This is a genomic window from Pseudomonas sp. Tof1 (genome assembly GCF_055390395.1).
The window spans coordinates 576,904-593,930 of sequence record NZ_AP024344.1 but is presented as its reverse complement, the minus strand read 5'-3'; the positions used below and the strand labels follow the sequence as shown (position 1 = coordinate 593,930).

The window sequence follows — 17,027 nt, the reverse complement described above, 5'->3', positions numbered from 1 at the left end:
GGCATACGCGTATTGAAACGGGAAATTTCAGGCGCGGATGGCGCCAGAAAATCCCTTTGCCAGCAGCGCCAGACGTTATTGCAGAGCGCTTGAGAGATTTTTTGCATTTTTTTGCCTGCAGGGGTTTACAGCCCCTGAGAGGCTCCGTATAGTGCGCGCCATCGACAACGCAGACGTTGAAGATACTGCCCAGGTGGTGAAATTGGTAGACACGCCAGCTTCAGGTGCTGGTGACCGAAAGGTCGTGGAAGTTCGAGTCTTCTCCTGGGCACCAATTTCAAACTTCAGAAATTCTGAAGTTCTCCAGAAACCCGCGAAAGCGGGTTTTTGCGTTTCTGGTCCAGCAAAAATATCCTCCCCCGAAACACGCCTCCGTGGAAGCCGGCCTGCCGGTGGTAACTGCAGGACAGTCGATATTTCGCGACACCCCCAAGATAGAAAAGCCCCCACCCACCCCTGTCGAGAAAAAATGATTTATTAAAAGCAAAACAGGGGTTTACAGATCAAAACAGTGTCCGTATAGTGCGCGACATCAACAGCGACAACGCTGAAGATGCCCAGGTGGTGAAATTGGTAGACACGCCAGCTTCAGGTGCTGGTGACCGAAAGGTCGTGGAAGTTCGAGTCTTCTCCTGGGCACCAATTTCAAAGCTTCAGAACTTCTGAAGCCCTCCAGAAACCCGCGAAAGCGGGTTTTTGCGTTTCCGGCTTTCGGAAAATGACTGCCTCCCTCTGGAGTGGCGACGCCCGGGCCAGCCTCTTCGTGGATAAACCGGGGGAGCCGGCGCCCCGGTTTATCCACGAAGAGGCCAGCAGGGCCCCATCCCATCAGGCCCGGAACTGCCCCAGGCTCGCCTTCAGTTGCGCCGCCAGACCGTCGAGCACCTTGCCGCTGGCCGTGGTCTCCACCACCGCCTGCGCCGCGCGCTCGGCCTGGGCATGAATCACCTCGACCCGCCCACGCACGGCATGCGCTCCTTCAGCCTGCTGCGCCGCCGCCTGGGTCGCCAGGCCGATCGCCGCATGCACCTGCTCGACCGCGGTCTGCACCGTCTGCTGCAGCTTGACGCTGTTACGCAGCACCGCCAGGCCCTCGTTCGCCTGACGCCCGGCCTGGCCGATCGCAGCCACCGCCTCGCGCGCACCTTGCTGCAGGGCACCGATATGCGCCTGAATGTCCCCCGTGGAACTCTGGGTCTTGCTCGCCAGCGCCCGCACTTCATCGGCCACCACCGCGAAGCCGCGTCCGGTCTCGCCGGCCCGCGCGGCCTCGATCGCGGCATTCAGGGCCAGCAGATTGGTCTGCTCGGCAATGCCATGGATCACCGTGAGCACCACCTCGATCTGCTCACTCTGCTGGGCCAGGCGCTCGATCACCTTGGAGCCGGTGTCGACCTGCACCGCCAGGGCCTCGATCAGACCGCCAACCTGAGCCGAAGTCCGGGTGTTCTCGTCGGTAGCCTGACGAATATCGACCACCTGCTGGAGCGCCGCCTGCATCGCCTGGCTTTCCGATTGCGCCTCGTCCGCCATCCGCTCCAGGGCCCGCAGGCTCTGCTCCACCTCATCACGCTGCAATTCGGCCGCCTTGTCGGCACCGGCATTGCGCAAGCTCATCGCACCGATCTCGACACCGGTGCGCTGGGCCACATCCCCCGCCTCGCGCACGATCGGCTGGAGTTTGTCGACGAAGCGGTTGACCGCCGAAGCCATGTGACCGATCTCGTCATTGCTGTCGAGCGGTACACGCTTGGTCAGATCGCCCTCGCCCGCCGCCAGGTCATTGAGCGCCGCGATCAGCAGATGCAGCTTGCTGACCACCCGGCGCCCCAGCACCACGGCCAACAGCAGCAACACGCCCAGGCCAACCAGCGCCAGCCCCAGACCAATCCGCCAGCGCAAGGCCTGTGCCGCATCCTGGACCGCACCGGCGGTATTGGCCTGCATCTGCGTAGCCGTCGCCTGCGCCGACTGCAGACGCGCCCGCATCGCCGTCGAGCTGTCGGCGGCGGCGCCCTTGAGGCTGTCGCCGACCAACTGGTCGCTGCTGGCGATCAGGGCAGAGAAACGCTGGTCCAGAGCCTTCAGGTCGGCATCCACCGATGCGGTCGACACCCCCATCAAGACCTTGCCGATTTCCACGCCATTGGGACTGATCGAGGCCTCGAGGTAGTAGACCGAAGGGTCGTTCTTCGCCGCATTGAGCAGCTTGTCCATCGCCCGCTCACCCTGCCCCTTCTCCAGCAGCGCCTTGTTGATCGGATTCTCCCGATTCAGATAACGGGTCAGATGCTCGCCATTGGCGTCGTCATACACCACGAACAGCACGTTCGGATTGCGCTGGGCGCGCCGGGCGAATTCGGAAAGCGTGGGCACATCGCTGTCCCACATGGCTCGCGGGGCGACCGAGGCGAGCAATTGCGCCATGTCGTTGGCCGAATCCTTCAGATCCTTCTCCAGAGTCGCCCGCAGTTGCCCCTGCTCATCCTTCAAGCGTGCAGAAAGGCCGGCCGTCAGCCGCTGACGCGTACTGGCAGAAAGACTATCGAGGCTCGATGTCACTTCCCTGCCGGCCTGCTCCAGCTCAGCGGAGAGTTTCTGACTGTCGACACCCAGACGACTGCCGAGATCGGCCTCGAGCGCCGTGACCGTGCTTCGGGTCAGGGCGACCGCCACCAGCACCTGCACCAAAAGGGCGATACCCAGGGTAATGAACACAGGCCGCAGCAAACGACTCTGTAACAGCGAGAGAATGGCCGACACCGAAGACTCCTCCACGTGGGCGCCATTAATCTGATGGCACACTTTTTTAGAAGATAATCCCAGCAAGGGTCGTGCCGCACAACCGACAGAAACGACAAAGGGCCCCAGAAGGGGCCCTTTTTGATTTACATCAACGACTTATCAGGCGAATGGATGACGCAGGACGATGGTTTCGTTGCGGTCCGGACCTGTCGAAATAATGTCGATCGGCGCGCCGACCAGCTCTTCGATACGCTTGATGTAGGCACGGGCAGCCGCCGGCAACTCTTCCAGGGTCTTGGCGCCCAGGGTCGATTCGCTCCAACCTGGCATCTGCTCGTAGACCGGCTCCAGGCCGATGTAGCTGTCAGCATCGGTTGGCGCGTCGATGACCGCACCGTTTTCGTTCTTGTAGCCCACGCAGATATTGATGGTCTCCAGGCCGTCCAGAACGTCCAGCTTGGTCAGGCACAGGCCCGAAATGCTGTTGACGTCGATGGCACGACGCAGGATGACGGCGTCGAACCAGCCACAACGACGGGCACGACCGGTGGTAGCGCCAAATTCGTGACCACGCTTGGCCAGGAAGGCACCGACGTCATCGAACAGTTCGGTCGGGAACGGACCGGAACCGACGCGGGTGGTGTAGGCCTTGGTGATACCCAGGATGTAGTCGAGGTACATCGGGCCCACGCCGGAACCGGTGGCGATGCCGCCAGCGGTGGTGTTGGAGCTGGTGACGTACGGGTAGGTACCGTGGTCGATGTCCAGCAGCGAACCCTGGGCGCCTTCGAACATGATGTCCTTGCCCTCGCGACGCAGGCTGTGCAGCTCGGCGGTGACGTCGAGCATCATCGGCTTGAGCAGCTCGGCGTACTCCATGCACTCGTCCAGAGTCTTCTGGAAGTCGATGGCCGGTTCCTTGTAGTAATTGACCAGCACGAAGTTGTGGTAGTCCAGCAATTCGCCCAGTTTCGCGGCAAAACGCTCGCGATGGAACAGATCGCCGATACGCAGGCCACGACGGGCAACCTTGTCTTCGTAGGCCGGGCCGATACCACGACCGGTCGTACCGATCTTCTGTTCGCCACGGGCTTTCTCGCGAGCCTGGTCCAGGGCGACGTGGTAGGACAGGATCAGCGGGCAGGACGGGCTGATACGCAGGCGATCGCGCACCGGCACGCCTTTCTCTTCCAGCTTGGTGATTTCCCGCAGCAGGGCGTCCGGTGCAACCACCACGCCGTTGCCGATCAGGCACTGCACGCCTTCGCGCAGCACGCCAGACGGGATCAGGTGCAAGACGGTTTTCTCGCCGTCGATCACCAGGGTGTGACCCGCATTGTGGCCACCCTGGTAGCGCACTACGGCGGCAGCATGTTCGGTCAGCAGATCGACGATCTTGCCTTTGCCCTCATCACCCCACTGGGTGCCCAGGACTACGACATTCTTACCCATAACACTTGTCCTCATTCGCGCAAACTTGGTGCCGGCAGCCGCCGGCGGGAAAACTCAAGAAACCAGCGGCAATACTTGCCAAAGCCCGTTCTGCAGCATCAATTGCCGGTCGCAGTCCGCTTCGCGGGCAGCGGCCAAAGGCTGTCCAGGCAATGCCTGAACGACACGCTGACCCTCGCCGCGCAATTGGCAGACCTTCTGCCAGAGAGCCGCATCCGCACTGTCAGGCATCCAGATACCGCCAGACGGTAGCTCGACCTCAGCACGCCCCAGGGTCACCAGGGTTTTCAAATCGGTGGAGAAGCCGGTTGCCGGACGGGCCCGGCCGAAGTCCGCGCCGATATCGTCGTAACGACCGCCCTGGGCAATGGCTTGCCCGACACCCGGAACGAACACGGCGAACACCACACCGGTGTGGTAGTGGTAGCCACGCAGCTCGCCCAGGTCGAAGTACAGCGGCAGGTCCGGGAAACGCACGGACAGGCGCTCGGCGATCGCCAGCAGGTCGTCCAGCGCCGCCATGACCGGAGCCGGAGCCCCTGCCAGGCGCACCCGCGCCGCCGCCAGCACTTCGCGACCGCCACACAGGTCGACCAGTGAACGCAGCATCGCCGCCAGGTCCGGCTGCAGGCCGTCGGTAAGGTCGATCACCTCGTCGATGGCCTTGCGCTGCAGGGCATCGAACAACTGCTGCTCGACCTCCCCGGACAGGCCGGCCGCACGGGCCAGGCCGCGGTAGATACCGACATGCCCGAGATCCATGTGCACATCCGGCACATCGGCCAGTTGCAGCATCGCCAGCATCAGGCTGATGACCTCGACGTCGCTGCTCGGGCTGGCATCGCCGTACAGCTCGGCACCCAGCTGGATCGGGCTGCGCGAAGTCGACAGCGCCCGCGGCTGCGCATGCAGCACGCTGCCGGCGTAGCACAGGCGGCTCGGGCCGGCACGGCGCAGGGTGTGGGCGTCAATACGCGCCACCTGCGGCGTGATATCGGCACGGAAGCCCATCTGCCGCCCGGACTGCGGGTCGACGACCTTGAAGGTACGCAGGTCCAGATCCTGGCCGGCGCCGGTCAGCAAGGACTCCAGGTACTCGATATGTGGGGTGACAACGAACTCATAGCCCCAGCTCTGGAACAGATCCAACACCTGGCGACGCGCCACTTCGATGCGCGCCGCTTCAGGTGGCAGTACTTCTTCGATGCCATCTGGCAAGAGCCAGCGGTCTACCGTTGCCATTACGCCTTTCCCCCATGATCCGGGCGGCCAGCCCACAGGCGAGCCTTGAGTGAAGCAGAAAATGGTTAACGCACGCGCAAGCAAGGCGCGACGAAACAGCCGAAACCGGCTTCGCCTACCACTTTCCTCGAAAAACCTGTCGGGTCGATCAACCCGTTTTCCACCCATCTGCCGTTAATCAAACATGCAGACGCAAAAAAGCCGGGAATTTCCCGGCTGCCGCATCATACACCCGTTTTCCGAAAGGATCACCCCGCCAGGCGTTTTAGCCGCCCGGCGGGTGTGTAGATGCGCGACGGATCAGGGCTTGGCTTTTTCCAGATAGTGGAAAAAGTCGCTGCTCGGATCCAGCACCATCACGTCACTCTTGTTCGCAAAGCTCTCACGGTAGGCGCGCAGGCTGCGATAGAACGCATAGAACTCCTGGTCCTGGCCGTAGGCCTTGGAATAGATGGCAGCGGCCTGGGCATCACCGTCACCGCGAGTCTCCTCGGACTGACGATAGGCCTCGGCCAGCAGAACGCGACGCTGACGATCGGCGTCGGCACGAATACCTTCAGCCAGCTCGTTACCCTTGGCACGGTGTTCACGAGCCTCGCGTTCACGCTCGGTGCTCATGCGCTCGAACACACTGCGGTTCACTTCCTTCGGCAGGTCGATGGCCTTGACCCGGACATCGATCACCTCGATACCCAGTTCCTTCTCGGCCATCTTGTTCAGCGAAGCGGTAATGTCCGCCATCAGCGCGTCGCGCTCGCCGGAGACCACCTCATGCAGGGTACGCTTACCGAACTGGTCACGCAGCCCGGACTCCAGGCGGCGCGACAGACGCTCGTCGGCGATCTGCTTGAGGCCGGAAGTCGCGGTGTAGAAGCGCTCGGCATCCTTGACCCGCCACTTGGCGTAGGCATCGACCATCACGGCCTTCTTCTCCAGCGTCAGGAAACGCTGGGTCGGGGCATCCAGGGTCATCAGGCGGGCATCGAACTTGCGCACCTGGTTGACATAGGGAACCTTCACGTGAAGACCGGGCTGGACATCCGTCTGCACCACACGACCGAACTGCAGCAGTACGGCACGTTCGGTCTGCAGCACGATGTAGAAGCAGTTCCAGCCAGCCAGCACCACAATGACGCCAACAATCAGGGCGATCAGCGATTTATTGCTCATCAGCGGCTCTCCCTAGTGCGCGTTTGCGGCAGCTCAGTGATATGCGGCACGGCGTCCGTATTGCTGCTGGCAGCGGCCGAACCGGTGACCGGCGAGCTGCTGGCCGGGCTGTTCTGGATCATCTTGTCCAACGGCAGGTAAAGCAGGTTGTTCTGGCCATTCTTGTTGCCGGTCACGAGCACCTTGCTGGTGTTGCTGAAGACTTCCTGCATGGTGTCCAGGTACAGGCGCTGGCGAGTGACTTCCGGTGCCTTGCGGTACTCGGCGACCAGCTTGGTGAAGCGGTCGGCCTCACCCTTGGCGCGGGAGATCACCTCGTCGCGGTAACCATTGGCATCCTCGATGATGCGCTGGGCCTGACCACGGGCCTCTGGCACCACGCCATTGGCGTAGCCTTCGGCCTGGTTGCGCGAACGTTGCTCGTCCTCACGGGCACGGATCACGTCATCGAAGGCTTCCTGGACTTCACGCGGCGCCGCGGCGCTCTGCACGTTGACCTGAGTCACGGTGATACCGGTGCGATAGGTATCGAGGAAACGCTGCAGGCGCTCCTTGATCTCGCTGGCCATCTGCTCACGACCTTCGGTCAGCACCTGATCCATGGCGGTAGAACCCACCACATGGCGCAGGGCACTGTCGGTAGCCTGCTGCAGGCTGATTTCCGGCTGATCGACGTTCAGCACGAAATCCTGCAGGTTGGTGATCTTGTATTGCACGGTCAGCGGCACCTCGACGATGTTCTCGTCTTCGGTCAGCATCTGCCCCTGCTTGGTGTAGGCACGCTCACGCGTGACGTTTTCCATGTACTTCTTGTCGATCGGCGGGAAATAGATGTTCAGGCCCGGGCCGACCGTCTCGTAGTACTTGCCGAAGCGCAGCACCACGGCCTGCTCCTGCTCGTCGACGACATACACGGCGCTGTACAGCCAGACAGCCGCCAGCACGACGAGACCGAGGCCCAGCAGGCCGAAACCACCGCCATTGCCGCCCGATCCACCCCCGTCGTCACCGCGTTTCTTTCCGCCACCGAACAACCCATTCAGGCTTTCCTGCAGCTTGCGGAAGGCCTCGTCGAGATCCGGAGGCCCCTTGCGGTCGCCGTTGTTACGACGCTTGCCACCCCAGGGATCCTGATTGTTCGAGTTGCCACCCGGCTCATTCCAAGCCATAGCGCTCTCCATCTGATAAAGCAAAGACGCACCCACGGCGCGCCGACCAATGCTACAGAATGCCTGCGACAGCAGCACAACCGCTTTGTCAGGCTTTTATTGCAAAGTGTGTTGTTCGATAAACTCAGGCGGCTTCATGCCTTCGCGCGAGACCACCCGATTGAACTCGGCCATGGGCAGGCGAATCGACAGGAGACAGGCACCCTCTTCGTCGTGCTCTTCCTTCTGAACCGCCCCCAACTCGAAGAACTGTGCACGCAGTCGAGCAAAACGCTGTGGCAAGCGCAAGGTGCCGACGAACAAATCGTTGCCCAGCAACTCGGCAATCGCCTGCTCGAGCAGTTCCAGGCCAACGCCGTCGCGGGCCGAAAGCCAGACCCGCTGCGGCTTGCCATCCTCGCCACGCTGGATCTGCGGCTCGACCCCCTCGAGCAGATCGAGTTTGTTATAGACCTCGAGGATCGGCAAGTCCTGGGCACCGATCTCGCCCAGCACCACCATCACCTGCTCGATCTGCAGCATCCGGTCCGGCTCCGCGGCGTCGATCACGTGCAGCAGCAGATCGGAGTTGCTCGATTCCTCGAGCGTAGCGCGAAATGCCTCGACCAGGTTGTGTGGCAGGTGGCGGATGAAGCCCACGGTGTCGGCCAGCACGATCGGCCCCAGGTCATCCAGGTCGAGACGGCGCAAGGTCGGGTCGAGGGTGGCGAACAACTGGTCGGCGGCATACACCTCGGAAGCGGTGACCGCGTTGAACAGCGTGGATTTGCCGGCGTTGGTGTAGCCGACCAGCGAGACGGTCGGGATGTCGGCGCGCTTGCGCCCGCGACGGGACTGCTCGCGCTGGCTGCGCACCTTTTCCAGGCGGCCCTTGATCTGCCGCAGACGGACGCGCAACAGGCGCCGGTCGGTTTCCAGCTGGGTTTCACCAGGACCGCGCAAGCCGATACCACCCTTCTGCCGCTCAAGGTGGGTCCAGCCGCGCACCAGCCGCGTGCTCATGTGCTCGAGCTGGGCCAGCTCGACCTGGAGCTTGCCTTCATGGGTACGTGCGCGCTGGGCGAAAATATCGAGAATAAGGCCCGTGCGATCCAGCACGCGACACTCGAAAGCTCGTTCGAGGTTACGTTCCTGACTGGGCGTGAGGACGTGATTGAATATCACGATATCGATCTGCTCGGCCTTGACCAGGTCGCGAAGTTCCTCGACCTTGCCAGTGCCAATCAGATACTTGGCGGTTGGCCGATGACGCGGCACGCTGAACAGCGCGACGGTCTCGGCGCCAGCCGATGATGCCAACTCCTGAAACTCCTGCGGATCTTCGCGCGCCTCAGGGTCCTGACCTTCCAAGTGAACGAGAATGGTCCGCTCACCACCACCGTGGCGCTCAAAGAACAAAGGAGACTCCTATCAGGCGTTACCTGGCTCAGCGCCGCCATTTTCGGAATCGCTGGCGTTAGGCAGGCGAATGGGACGACTCGGCACCACTGTCGAGATAGCGTGTTTGTAGACCATCTGGCTGACGGTGTTCTTCAACAGAATCACGAACTGGTCGAAGGACTCGACCGTACCCTGCAGCTTGATCCCGTTGACCAGATAGATGGAAACCGGGACTCTCTCTTTACGCAAGGTATTCAAGTAAGGGTCTTGTAGCGTATGCCCTTTTGACATGTGCCGCACTCCTTTAAGGATCAATAATAAAAAATGAGCAAACAGTGACTTTTACCGTCCTCCCCCAAGGATAGACGGCATTTACAGGGACTCAGCTCAATATGGAGATGGTCCCGAGGTATTTCAAGGCGCGCGCCAGATTGTCGCAGTCCAGGCTGTCCAGCCAGTGCAGATCAGCCCAACTGCGCAACCAGGTAAACTGGCGTTTGGCCAATTGGCGAGTGGCGATGATACCGCGCTCGCGCATGTCGGCCGCCGTCAGCTTGCCATCCAGGTAATCCCAGACTTGTCTGTAGCCTACAGCACGTATAGACGGCAACCCAACATGCAGGTCACTTCTATTACGCAGGGCTACGACCTCGTCAACGAATCCCTGTTCCAACATTTGTGTGAATCTTTGTGCAATCCGGTCGTGCAATACCTGGCGATTCGCTGGAGCGATGGCCAGATTGGCGACAGTATAGGGTAATTGCGGGCGTCCCGAAGCGGCTGCGTCAGTACTTTGCGCAGATTGTCGCTGTCGGTGGGCCGTCATGCTCAAACCGCTGACCCGATAAACCTCCAGCGCGCGACTCAGACGTTGCGGGTCATTGGGGTGAATCCGCGCCGCTGACTCCGGATCGATGCCTGCCAATTGATCGTGCAGGGCCTGCCAACCAAGGCGTGCAGCTTCTTGCTCGATCTCGGCGCGCACCTGCGGATCGGCCGCGGGCATGTCCGCCAACCCTTCGAGCAAAGCCTTGTAGTAGAGCATTGTACCACCGACCAGCAGGGGGATTTTGCCCCGTGCGGTGATGTCGGCCATGGCCGCCAGGGCATCCTGGCGGAATTCGGCGGCCGAATAGCTCTGGGCCGGGTCGAGAATGTCGATCAGGCGATGCGGGAACTGCGCCAGCAGCTCCTTCGAAGGCTTGGCGGTGCCGATGTCCATGTCCCGGTAAACCAGGGCAGAATCGACACTGATCAGCTCGCAGGGGAGCACCTTGGTCAGTTCGATGGCCAGGTCGGTCTTGCCGGCCGCCGTAGGGCCCATGAGGAAGATCGCCGGCGGAAGGGGTTTTGAAGCTGTCATCAACGTCCGCGCAGGAAAAGTTTGTCCAGGTCATCGAGACCCAGTTGAGTCCAGGTCGGACGACCATGGTTGCATTGGCCGCTCCGCTCGGTATTTTCCATGTCCCGCAGCAGCGCGTTCATTTCCGCCAGTGCGAGCCGCCGGTTGGCCCGCACGGCGCCGTGACAGGCCATGGTCCCGAGCAGTTCGTTCAGGTGCGCCTGGATCCGGTCGCTGGTGCCGTATTCCATCAGGTCCGCCAGCACGTCCTGCACCAACCGGTTCGCCTCGGCCTGCTTGAGCAGGGCCGGGATCTGCCGGATGGCCAGGCTTTCCGGCCCCAGGCGCTGCAGCTCGAAGCCCAGGCGCTGGAACCAGCCCGCGTGCTCTTCGGCACAGTCGGCCTCGCGCTGGCTGAGCGCCAGGGACTCGGGCACCAGCAACGGCTGGCCACTCAGGCCTTCACTGGCCATGGCGATCTTCAGCCGCTCGTACATGATCCGCTCGTGGGCCGCGTGCATATCCACCAGCACCAGGCCCTGAGCATTCTCCGACAGGATGTAGATCCCCTTGAGCTGCGCCAGCGCGTAGCCCAGCGGTGGAACGTCGCCCTGGCCTTCCGGCAGGGCCGGCGCGGCAGCCTCGGGCAAGGGCGCGTAGAACTCGCGATAGACGCTTTGCGCTTCCGCAACGGGCGGCATCTGCGTCGACTGCGGGCGATATTGATACGGGTAGCCGGCCCCCGAACCCGCTCCGGCAGGGGCCGCGGAAGGCGAAAACGGCTGGGACTGTGGCTGCTCCAGCAGGTTGGCCGACAGGCGCATCTCGCCCTGGGGGCCGAATTCGCCGGCCTCAAGACCCGTAGGCCGGACGATGCCGGCGACCGCCGCCGGTGCCGCCAGTTGATCTTCCGGCCGCACATCGCCGAGGGCGCGGTGCAGGGTGCCATAGAGGAAGTCGTGAACCATGCGCCCATCACGGAAGCGCACCTCATGTTTGGTCGGGTGCACGTTGACGTCGACCGCCGCGGGGTCGACCTCGAGGAACAGCACGAAGGTCGGGTGCCGCCCATTGAACAGCACATCGCGATAGGCCTGGCGCACCGCGTGGGCCACCAGCTTGTCACGTACGGCCCGACCGTTGACATAGAAGTACTGCAGGTCAGCCTGGCTGCGGGAGAACGTCGGCAGGCCAACCCACCCCCAGAGATGCAGGCCGTTGCGCTCGACATCGATCGGCAGCGCCTGTTCGAGAAAGCCCGAACCGCAGACAGCCGCCACGCGCCGGGCGCGGGACGCATCGTCATTGGCCTCGTGCAGGGCCAGAATGCCCTTGCCGTTGTGGCGCAAGTGAAAGGCCACATCGAAGCGGGCCAGCGCCAGGCGCTTGATCACTTCCTGCAGGTGATCGAATTCGGTCTTCTCGGCCTTGAGAAACTTGCGGCGGGCCGGAGTATTGAAGAACAGGTCGCGCACTTCCACCGAGGTGCCGACCGGATGGGCCGCCGGCTGGACCCGGGCCTCCATCTCCCGCCCTTCGGTTTCGACCTGCCAGGCCTGATCAGCGTCACGGGTCCGCGAAGTCAGGGTCAGGCGGGCCACGGAACTGATGGACGCCAGGGCCTCGCCACGGAAGCCCAGGCTCATCACCTGTTCAAGGTCTTCCAGGTTGCGGATCTTGCTGGTCGCGTGACGCGCCAGCGCCAGCGGCAACTCATCGGCGGAAATGCCGCTGCCGTCATCACGTACCCGCAGCAGCTTGACCCCGGCCTGTTCGACATCCACGTCGATACGCCGGGCGCCGGAGTCGAGGCTGTTTTCCAGCAGTTCCTTGATGACCGAAGCCGGGCGCTCGACCACTTCACCCGCGGCAATCTGGTTGGCCAGGCGCGGGCTGAGCAGCTCGATACGGGCGCGTTCCTTCAAGACCGACTCACTCATTGCTTGGCCGCCAGTTCGGTGCCGGGAATCGTCAGGGTCTGGCCGACCTTGAGCTCATCGCTGCTGAGGCTGTTGACGCTGCGCAGAGTAGCCACCGACACCTGATAGCGCACAGCGATCATTGCCAGCGTCTCGCCCGGCGCGACGCGATGATCACGCGGCCCCTGGGCGATCTTGCCGGAGTCACGCAACCAGGCGATGTAGGTGCCCGGCGGCGGATTCTGCTGGAAGAACTGACGGATACCGCTGCTGATGGACCGCGCCAGCGCCTGCTGGTGGCTGGTCGAAGCCAGCTTGGAGGCCTCGTTGGAGTTGGAGATGAAGCCGGTTTCCACCAGGATCGAGGGGATATCCGGCGACTTGAGCACCATGAAGCCCGCCTGCTCGACGCGCTGCTTGTGCAGCGGGGTGACCCGGCCGATGTTGTTCAGGACCTTCTGCCCGACGTTCAGGCTGGAGGTCATCGAGGCCGTCATCGACAGGTCGAGCAGCACTCCGGCGAGCATCTTGTCCTTGTCGTCGAGGCTGACATTGCCGGCACCGCCGATCAGGTCGGAACGGTTCTCGCTGTCGGCCAGCCAACGCGCGGTCTCGGAGGTCGCGCCACGATCGGACAGGGCGAACACCGAAGCACCGAACGCAGCCGCCGAAGGCGCGGCGTCGGCGTGGATCGAGACGAACAGGTCAGCGCCTTTCTTGCGGGCGATCTCGGTACGTCCGCGCAGCGGAATGAAGTAATCGCCGGTACGGGTCAGTTCGGCGCGGTAGCCCTTCTGGCCATTGACCTGGCGTTGCAGCTCACGGGCGATCGACAACACCACGTCCTTCTCGTGCTGGCCGCGGGAACCCGAGGCCCCCGGGTCTTCCCCGCCGTGCCCGGCGTCGATCACCACGATGATGTCGCGCTTGCCGGCCGGTGCCGGCGGCAGCTTGATCGCAGGCTCCGCCGGCGTCACCGGAACGGCCGGCAGGGTCGCCACGCTCGGCGCCGGGTTGGAGTTCGGCGTCGGTGTCGGCGCCGCATCGGCCGGGTTGTCGAACAGGTCGACCACCAGGCGGTTGCCGTACTGCGCATTCGGTGCCAGGGTGAAGCTCTTGGGGGTGACCGGTTTCTTCAGGTCGACCACCACCCGCAGGTCGGTCGGGGTACGCTGGGCCGCTCGCACGCTGGTGATCGGCGTATTGGCCGTCGGCACGTTCAGCGGGCTGGCCAGGGTCGCACCATTGATGTCGATCACCAGGCGATCGGGCGCCGTCAGCGTGAAAACGCTGTGCTGGACCGCGCCAGACAGGTCGAATACCAGTCGCGTGTTATCCGGGGCTCGCCACAGTCGAACACTCTTGACCTGTGTCGCCGCCACGGCGTCGACGGTCAGTGCCGCAAGCAACAATCCTGCGACTGCAAGCAACGCGCGAATGCGCATACCAAACCCCATCCTCTATTTGAACTCCAATGCCAAGGCGGCACACCAGGCATCGCCTCGCGATCCCCGGGACAACAGATGCAGCGAACGCCCGCCGCCATGCGGGCTAATGGTAATGGTCAGGTCGGGCTTTGGCAAAAAGCCTGCACCCTTGTCGGGCCACTCGATCAGGCACAGGGCATCGCCTTCGAAATAGTCGCGAATCCCCAGGAACTCGAGCTCTTCCGGATCCACCAGGCGATACAGGTCAAAATGGTAGGCACGAACTTCAGCAAATTCGTACGGTTCGACAAGAGTAAACGTCGGGCTCTTGACCGCACCGGCATGCCCCAGACCGCGAATGATGCCTCGCGACAGCGTGGTCTTGCCGGCGCCCAGATCGCCTTCAAGGAAGATCACCCCGACACCGGCGGTGACTTCGGCAATCTTTCGGCCAAATGCCACCATGCTCTCTTCATCAGGCAATTGAAGGGTTAATTCAGACACGGCGATTGTTCCTCCAACAACTGACGAATAGCTGGAATCAGATCACTGGCCGCCAGCCCACGGCCCTTTTCACCTTGCAACTCGCCGGCGCGGGCATGCAGCCAGACCGCCAGGCAGGCGGCCTCGAAGCCTGCCATGGCCTGGGCACGCAGCGCACCGATCAGGCCGGCGAGCACGTCTCCCAACCCGGCCGTGGCCATTGCCGGATGCCCGCGCTCGCAGAGCGACACCCTTCCATCAGGCGCGGCGACCAGGCTGCCGGCCCCCTTGAGTACGCAGACCGCCTGATATTTCATCGCCAACGCCCGCGCCGCGCCAGGCCGATCGGCCTGCACCTGGGCGGTCGTCAGCCCGAGCAACCGTGCCGCCTCCCCCGGATGCGGAGTGATCACACTGTCGGCAGGCAGGCGTGCCTCGCCATTGGCCAGCAGGTTCAGCGCATCGGCATCCCAGACCTGGGCCACCGCGGTATTCGCTGCGACCGACAACAGGCTGCGGCTCCAGGCGAACCGCCCCAGGCCCGGGCCGACCACCAGCACGCTGGCCTGGCGAAGAACGTCCATCAACTGATTGGCCGACTCGATGCCCAGCACCATCACCTCGGGCAGGCGCGCCAGCGAGGCGGCCACATGCTCCGCACGTGTGGCCAGGGAGACCAGCCCGGCACCGCTGCGCAGGGCCGTCTCGGCACTGAGCAGGATCGCGCCGCCAAAACGCCGGTCACCGCCGATCAGCAGCACGTGCCCGAACTGGCCCTTGTGGGCGTCCGGTTGACGCGCGGGAAGTCTCGGCAAGGTCGCCGGTGTCAGCGACTGAATATCGGGAAAAGGCGGTTTGGTCTGCGGCATGCGTCGTTCGGCTCTGATGTCTGGCAGAATTATACGCACCAAAGCCTAGGTTTCTCCTGTCTCATGCCTGTAAATAGCGTCGACCTCCCCGCCCTCGCCCAATCCATCAAACAATGGGCTCGCGAACTGGGTTTCCAGCAGGTGGGCATCGCAGGCCTGGAACTGGGCGAACACGAGCAGCATCTGCAACGCTGGCTCGATGCCGGCTATCACGGCGACATGGACTACATGGGTGCCCACGGCAGCAAACGCTCGCACCCGGACGAACTGGTGCCGGGCACGCTGCGGGTGGTCTCGCTGCGCATGGACTACCTGCCGGGCGACACCCGGATGGTCCAGCGCCTGGCCGAACCGGAAAAGGCCTACATCTCGCGCTATGCCCTGGGACGCGATTACCACAAGCTGATCCGCAAACGCCTGCAACAGTTGGCCGAACGCATCCAGCAGGTGATCGGCCCCTTCGGCTACCGCGCCTTCGTCGACAGCGCCCCGGTGCTGGAAAAGGCCATCGCCGAGCAGGCCGGGCTGGGCTGGATCGGCAAGAACACCCTGGTGCTCAATCGCAAGGCCGGCAGCTACTTCTTTCTCGGCGAGCTGTTCGTCGACCTGCCGCTACCGGTGGACGAGCCCCATGCCACGGAACATTGCGGGCGCTGTTCGGCCTGCCTGGACATCTGCCCCACGGCAGCGTTCGTCGGACCTTACGTGCTGGACGCCCGGCGCTGCATTTCCTACCTGACCATCGAGCTGAAGACCGCCATTCCGGAGGACCTGCGCCCGCTGATCGGCAACCGGGTGTTCGGTTGCGACGACTGCCAGGTCGTCTGCCCATGGAATCGCTTCGCCCGCCCTACCGTCGAGAGCGACTTCCAACCCCGGCACAACCTGGATAACGCCGGATTGGCGGAGCTGTTTCGCTGGGACGAGGAGACCTTCCTGAAAAACACCGAGGGTTCGCCACTGCGTCGCGCCGGCTACGAACGCTGGCTGCGCAACCTCGCCGTCGGCCTGGGCAATGCGCCGTCGACCATCGCCGTGCTGGAAGCCCTCAACAGCCGACGTGACTACCCTTCCGAGCTGGTCCGGGAACACGTGCAATGGGCCCTGCGCCAGCACGCCGAACGGGCTGATCAGGCGGCGTCGTTGTAGATGAACTTGGGCATTTCCCAGTGAAAGCGGATCGCCAGAAGACGCAGCAGGAAACCGCCGAACAGCGTGATCAGAATCGCCTGCTCGCTGGGTAGCTGCCAGTAGGTGCAGCCCAGGAAGCACCAGGCTGCGGCGAAGGAGACGCTGGCATAGAGTTCACGACGGAACACCAGCGGGATGTCGTTGCAGAAGATATCCCGCAAGACACCGCCGAACACGCCGGTAATCACCCCGCTGACCGAGGCCACCATCATGCCCTGCCCCATCTCCAGGGCCGTCATGCAGCCGATCAGGGTGAAGGCCACCAGCCCCAGGGCATCGAGCACCAGGAACAGCGACCGCAGATGGCGCATCAGCGGCGCGATGAACACCGTCACCAGCGCCGCGACCGAAGTCAGCACCAGGTACTCCGGATGCTTGACCCACGTCAGCGGATAATGCCCCAGCAACACATCGCGCACCGAACCGCCGCCGAGGGCGGTGACGCAGGCGATCAGCACCACGCCGAACCAGTCCATGCCCCGCCGTCCGGCCGACAGCGCGCCCGTCATGGCTTCAGCGGTAATGGCGACGAGGTAGAGCATCAGCAGCATGATGGCGGTCCGGGCAGGAGAAGGCGCGCAGTCTACTCATTTGAGCAGCGCACCAAAAGAGCGCAACCACTGGAGTGCATGCGCCCA

The 17,027-nt window shown here is 63.2% G+C and carries 14 protein-coding genes and 2 tRNA genes; 3 read left to right on the top strand and 13 right to left on the bottom strand.

Translation table 11 applies throughout. The annotated features are described in order from the left end of the window. The first annotated feature begins 187 nt into the window (after positions 1-187). Together ACZ5KU_RS02635 and ACZ5KU_RS02630 are read left to right on the top strand one after the other, a co-directional pair. Positions 188-274: transfer RNA gene (locus tag ACZ5KU_RS02635), tRNA-Leu, on the top strand. A 281-nt stretch (positions 275-555) separates the two neighbouring features. Further along, positions 556-642, top strand: a tRNA-Leu gene (locus tag ACZ5KU_RS02630). Between the two features lie 186 nt (positions 643-828). Here the strand turns inward: ACZ5KU_RS02630 and ACZ5KU_RS02625 are convergent. The 12 genes from ACZ5KU_RS02625 to ACZ5KU_RS02570 form a co-directional block, all read right to left on the bottom strand. Beyond that, on the bottom strand, positions 829-2,763 hold the full coding sequence (locus tag ACZ5KU_RS02625; RefSeq protein ID WP_054062142.1) for a methyl-accepting chemotaxis protein: 1,935 nt from the start codon (positions 2,761-2,763) through the stop codon (positions 829-831). A 141-nt stretch (positions 2,764-2,904) separates the two neighbouring features. Beyond that, positions 2,905-4,197: an adenylosuccinate synthase gene (locus ACZ5KU_RS02620; protein WP_054059955.1), complete on the bottom strand. Its 1,293-nt coding sequence runs from the start codon at positions 4,195-4,197 to the stop codon at positions 2,905-2,907. Between the two features lie 54 nt (positions 4,198-4,251). Continuing rightward, positions 4,252-5,439 (bottom strand): ATP phosphoribosyltransferase regulatory subunit, encoded by a 1,188-nt coding sequence (locus tag ACZ5KU_RS02615; RefSeq protein ID WP_054062141.1) that lies wholly within the window; start codon positions 5,437-5,439, stop codon positions 4,252-4,254. A 300-nt stretch (positions 5,440-5,739) separates the two neighbouring features. Further along, complete coding sequence (gene hflC / locus ACZ5KU_RS02610; RefSeq protein ID WP_017902074.1) at positions 5,740-6,609, bottom strand: protease modulator HflC; 870 nt, start codon at positions 6,607-6,609, stop codon at positions 5,740-5,742. Then, positions 6,609-7,778: an FtsH protease activity modulator HflK gene (gene hflK / locus ACZ5KU_RS02605; RefSeq protein ID WP_054059425.1), complete on the bottom strand. Its 1,170-nt coding sequence runs from the start codon at positions 7,776-7,778 to the stop codon at positions 6,609-6,611. The genes hflC and hflK overlap by 1 nt, the downstream gene beginning before the upstream one ends. Before the next feature lie 96 nt (positions 7,779-7,874). Further along, a complete protein-coding gene (hflX, locus tag ACZ5KU_RS02600; RefSeq protein WP_054059424.1) occupies positions 7,875-9,176 on the bottom strand; it encodes a ribosome rescue GTPase HflX in 1,302 nt (433 codons plus the stop codon). Positions 9,177-9,188: 12 nt separating this feature from the next. Next, positions 9,189-9,449, bottom strand: coding sequence for an RNA chaperone Hfq (gene hfq / locus ACZ5KU_RS02595; RefSeq protein WP_054059423.1), 261 nt, complete (start codon positions 9,447-9,449; stop codon positions 9,189-9,191). A 91-nt stretch (positions 9,450-9,540) separates the two neighbouring features. Next, complete coding sequence (gene miaA, locus ACZ5KU_RS02590) at positions 9,541-10,521, bottom strand: tRNA (adenosine(37)-N6)-dimethylallyltransferase MiaA (RefSeq protein WP_054059422.1); 981 nt, start codon at positions 10,519-10,521, stop codon at positions 9,541-9,543. Continuing rightward, positions 10,521-12,425, bottom strand: coding sequence for a DNA mismatch repair endonuclease MutL (gene mutL, locus ACZ5KU_RS02585; protein ID WP_162491333.1), 1,905 nt, complete (start codon positions 12,423-12,425; stop codon positions 10,521-10,523). Before mutL ends, miaA begins: the two co-directional genes overlap by 1 nt. Before the next feature lie 11 nt (positions 12,426-12,436). Further along, positions 12,437-13,876, bottom strand: a complete 1,440-nt coding sequence (locus ACZ5KU_RS02580) for an N-acetylmuramoyl-L-alanine amidase (RefSeq protein WP_204375742.1) — start codon at positions 13,874-13,876, stop codon at positions 12,437-12,439. Between the two features lie 3 nt (positions 13,877-13,879). Continuing rightward, positions 13,880-14,350: a tRNA (adenosine(37)-N6)-threonylcarbamoyltransferase complex ATPase subunit type 1 TsaE gene (gene tsaE / locus ACZ5KU_RS02575; protein WP_054059419.1), complete on the bottom strand. Its 471-nt coding sequence runs from the start codon at positions 14,348-14,350 to the stop codon at positions 13,880-13,882. Then, the gene (locus tag ACZ5KU_RS02570) at positions 14,338-15,198 is read right to left on the bottom strand and encodes an NAD(P)H-hydrate dehydratase (RefSeq protein ID WP_054062137.1); all 861 of its coding nucleotides are present in this window, start codon (positions 15,196-15,198) and stop codon (positions 14,338-14,340) included. The genes tsaE and ACZ5KU_RS02570 overlap by 13 nt, the downstream gene beginning before the upstream one ends. A 63-nt stretch (positions 15,199-15,261) precedes the next feature. Here ACZ5KU_RS02570 and queG point away from each other — a divergent pair, with 63 nt between their 5' ends. After that, positions 15,262-16,347, top strand: a complete 1,086-nt coding sequence (gene queG, locus ACZ5KU_RS02565; protein ID WP_464736800.1) for a tRNA epoxyqueuosine(34) reductase QueG — start codon at positions 15,262-15,264, stop codon at positions 16,345-16,347. Here queG and ACZ5KU_RS02560 read toward each other — a convergent pair. Then, on the bottom strand, positions 16,329-16,943 hold the full coding sequence (locus ACZ5KU_RS02560) for a trimeric intracellular cation channel family protein (protein WP_192842745.1): 615 nt from the start codon (positions 16,941-16,943) through the stop codon (positions 16,329-16,331). The genes queG and ACZ5KU_RS02560 overlap by 19 nt on opposite strands. Between the last annotated feature and the right edge of the window lie 84 nt (positions 16,944-17,027).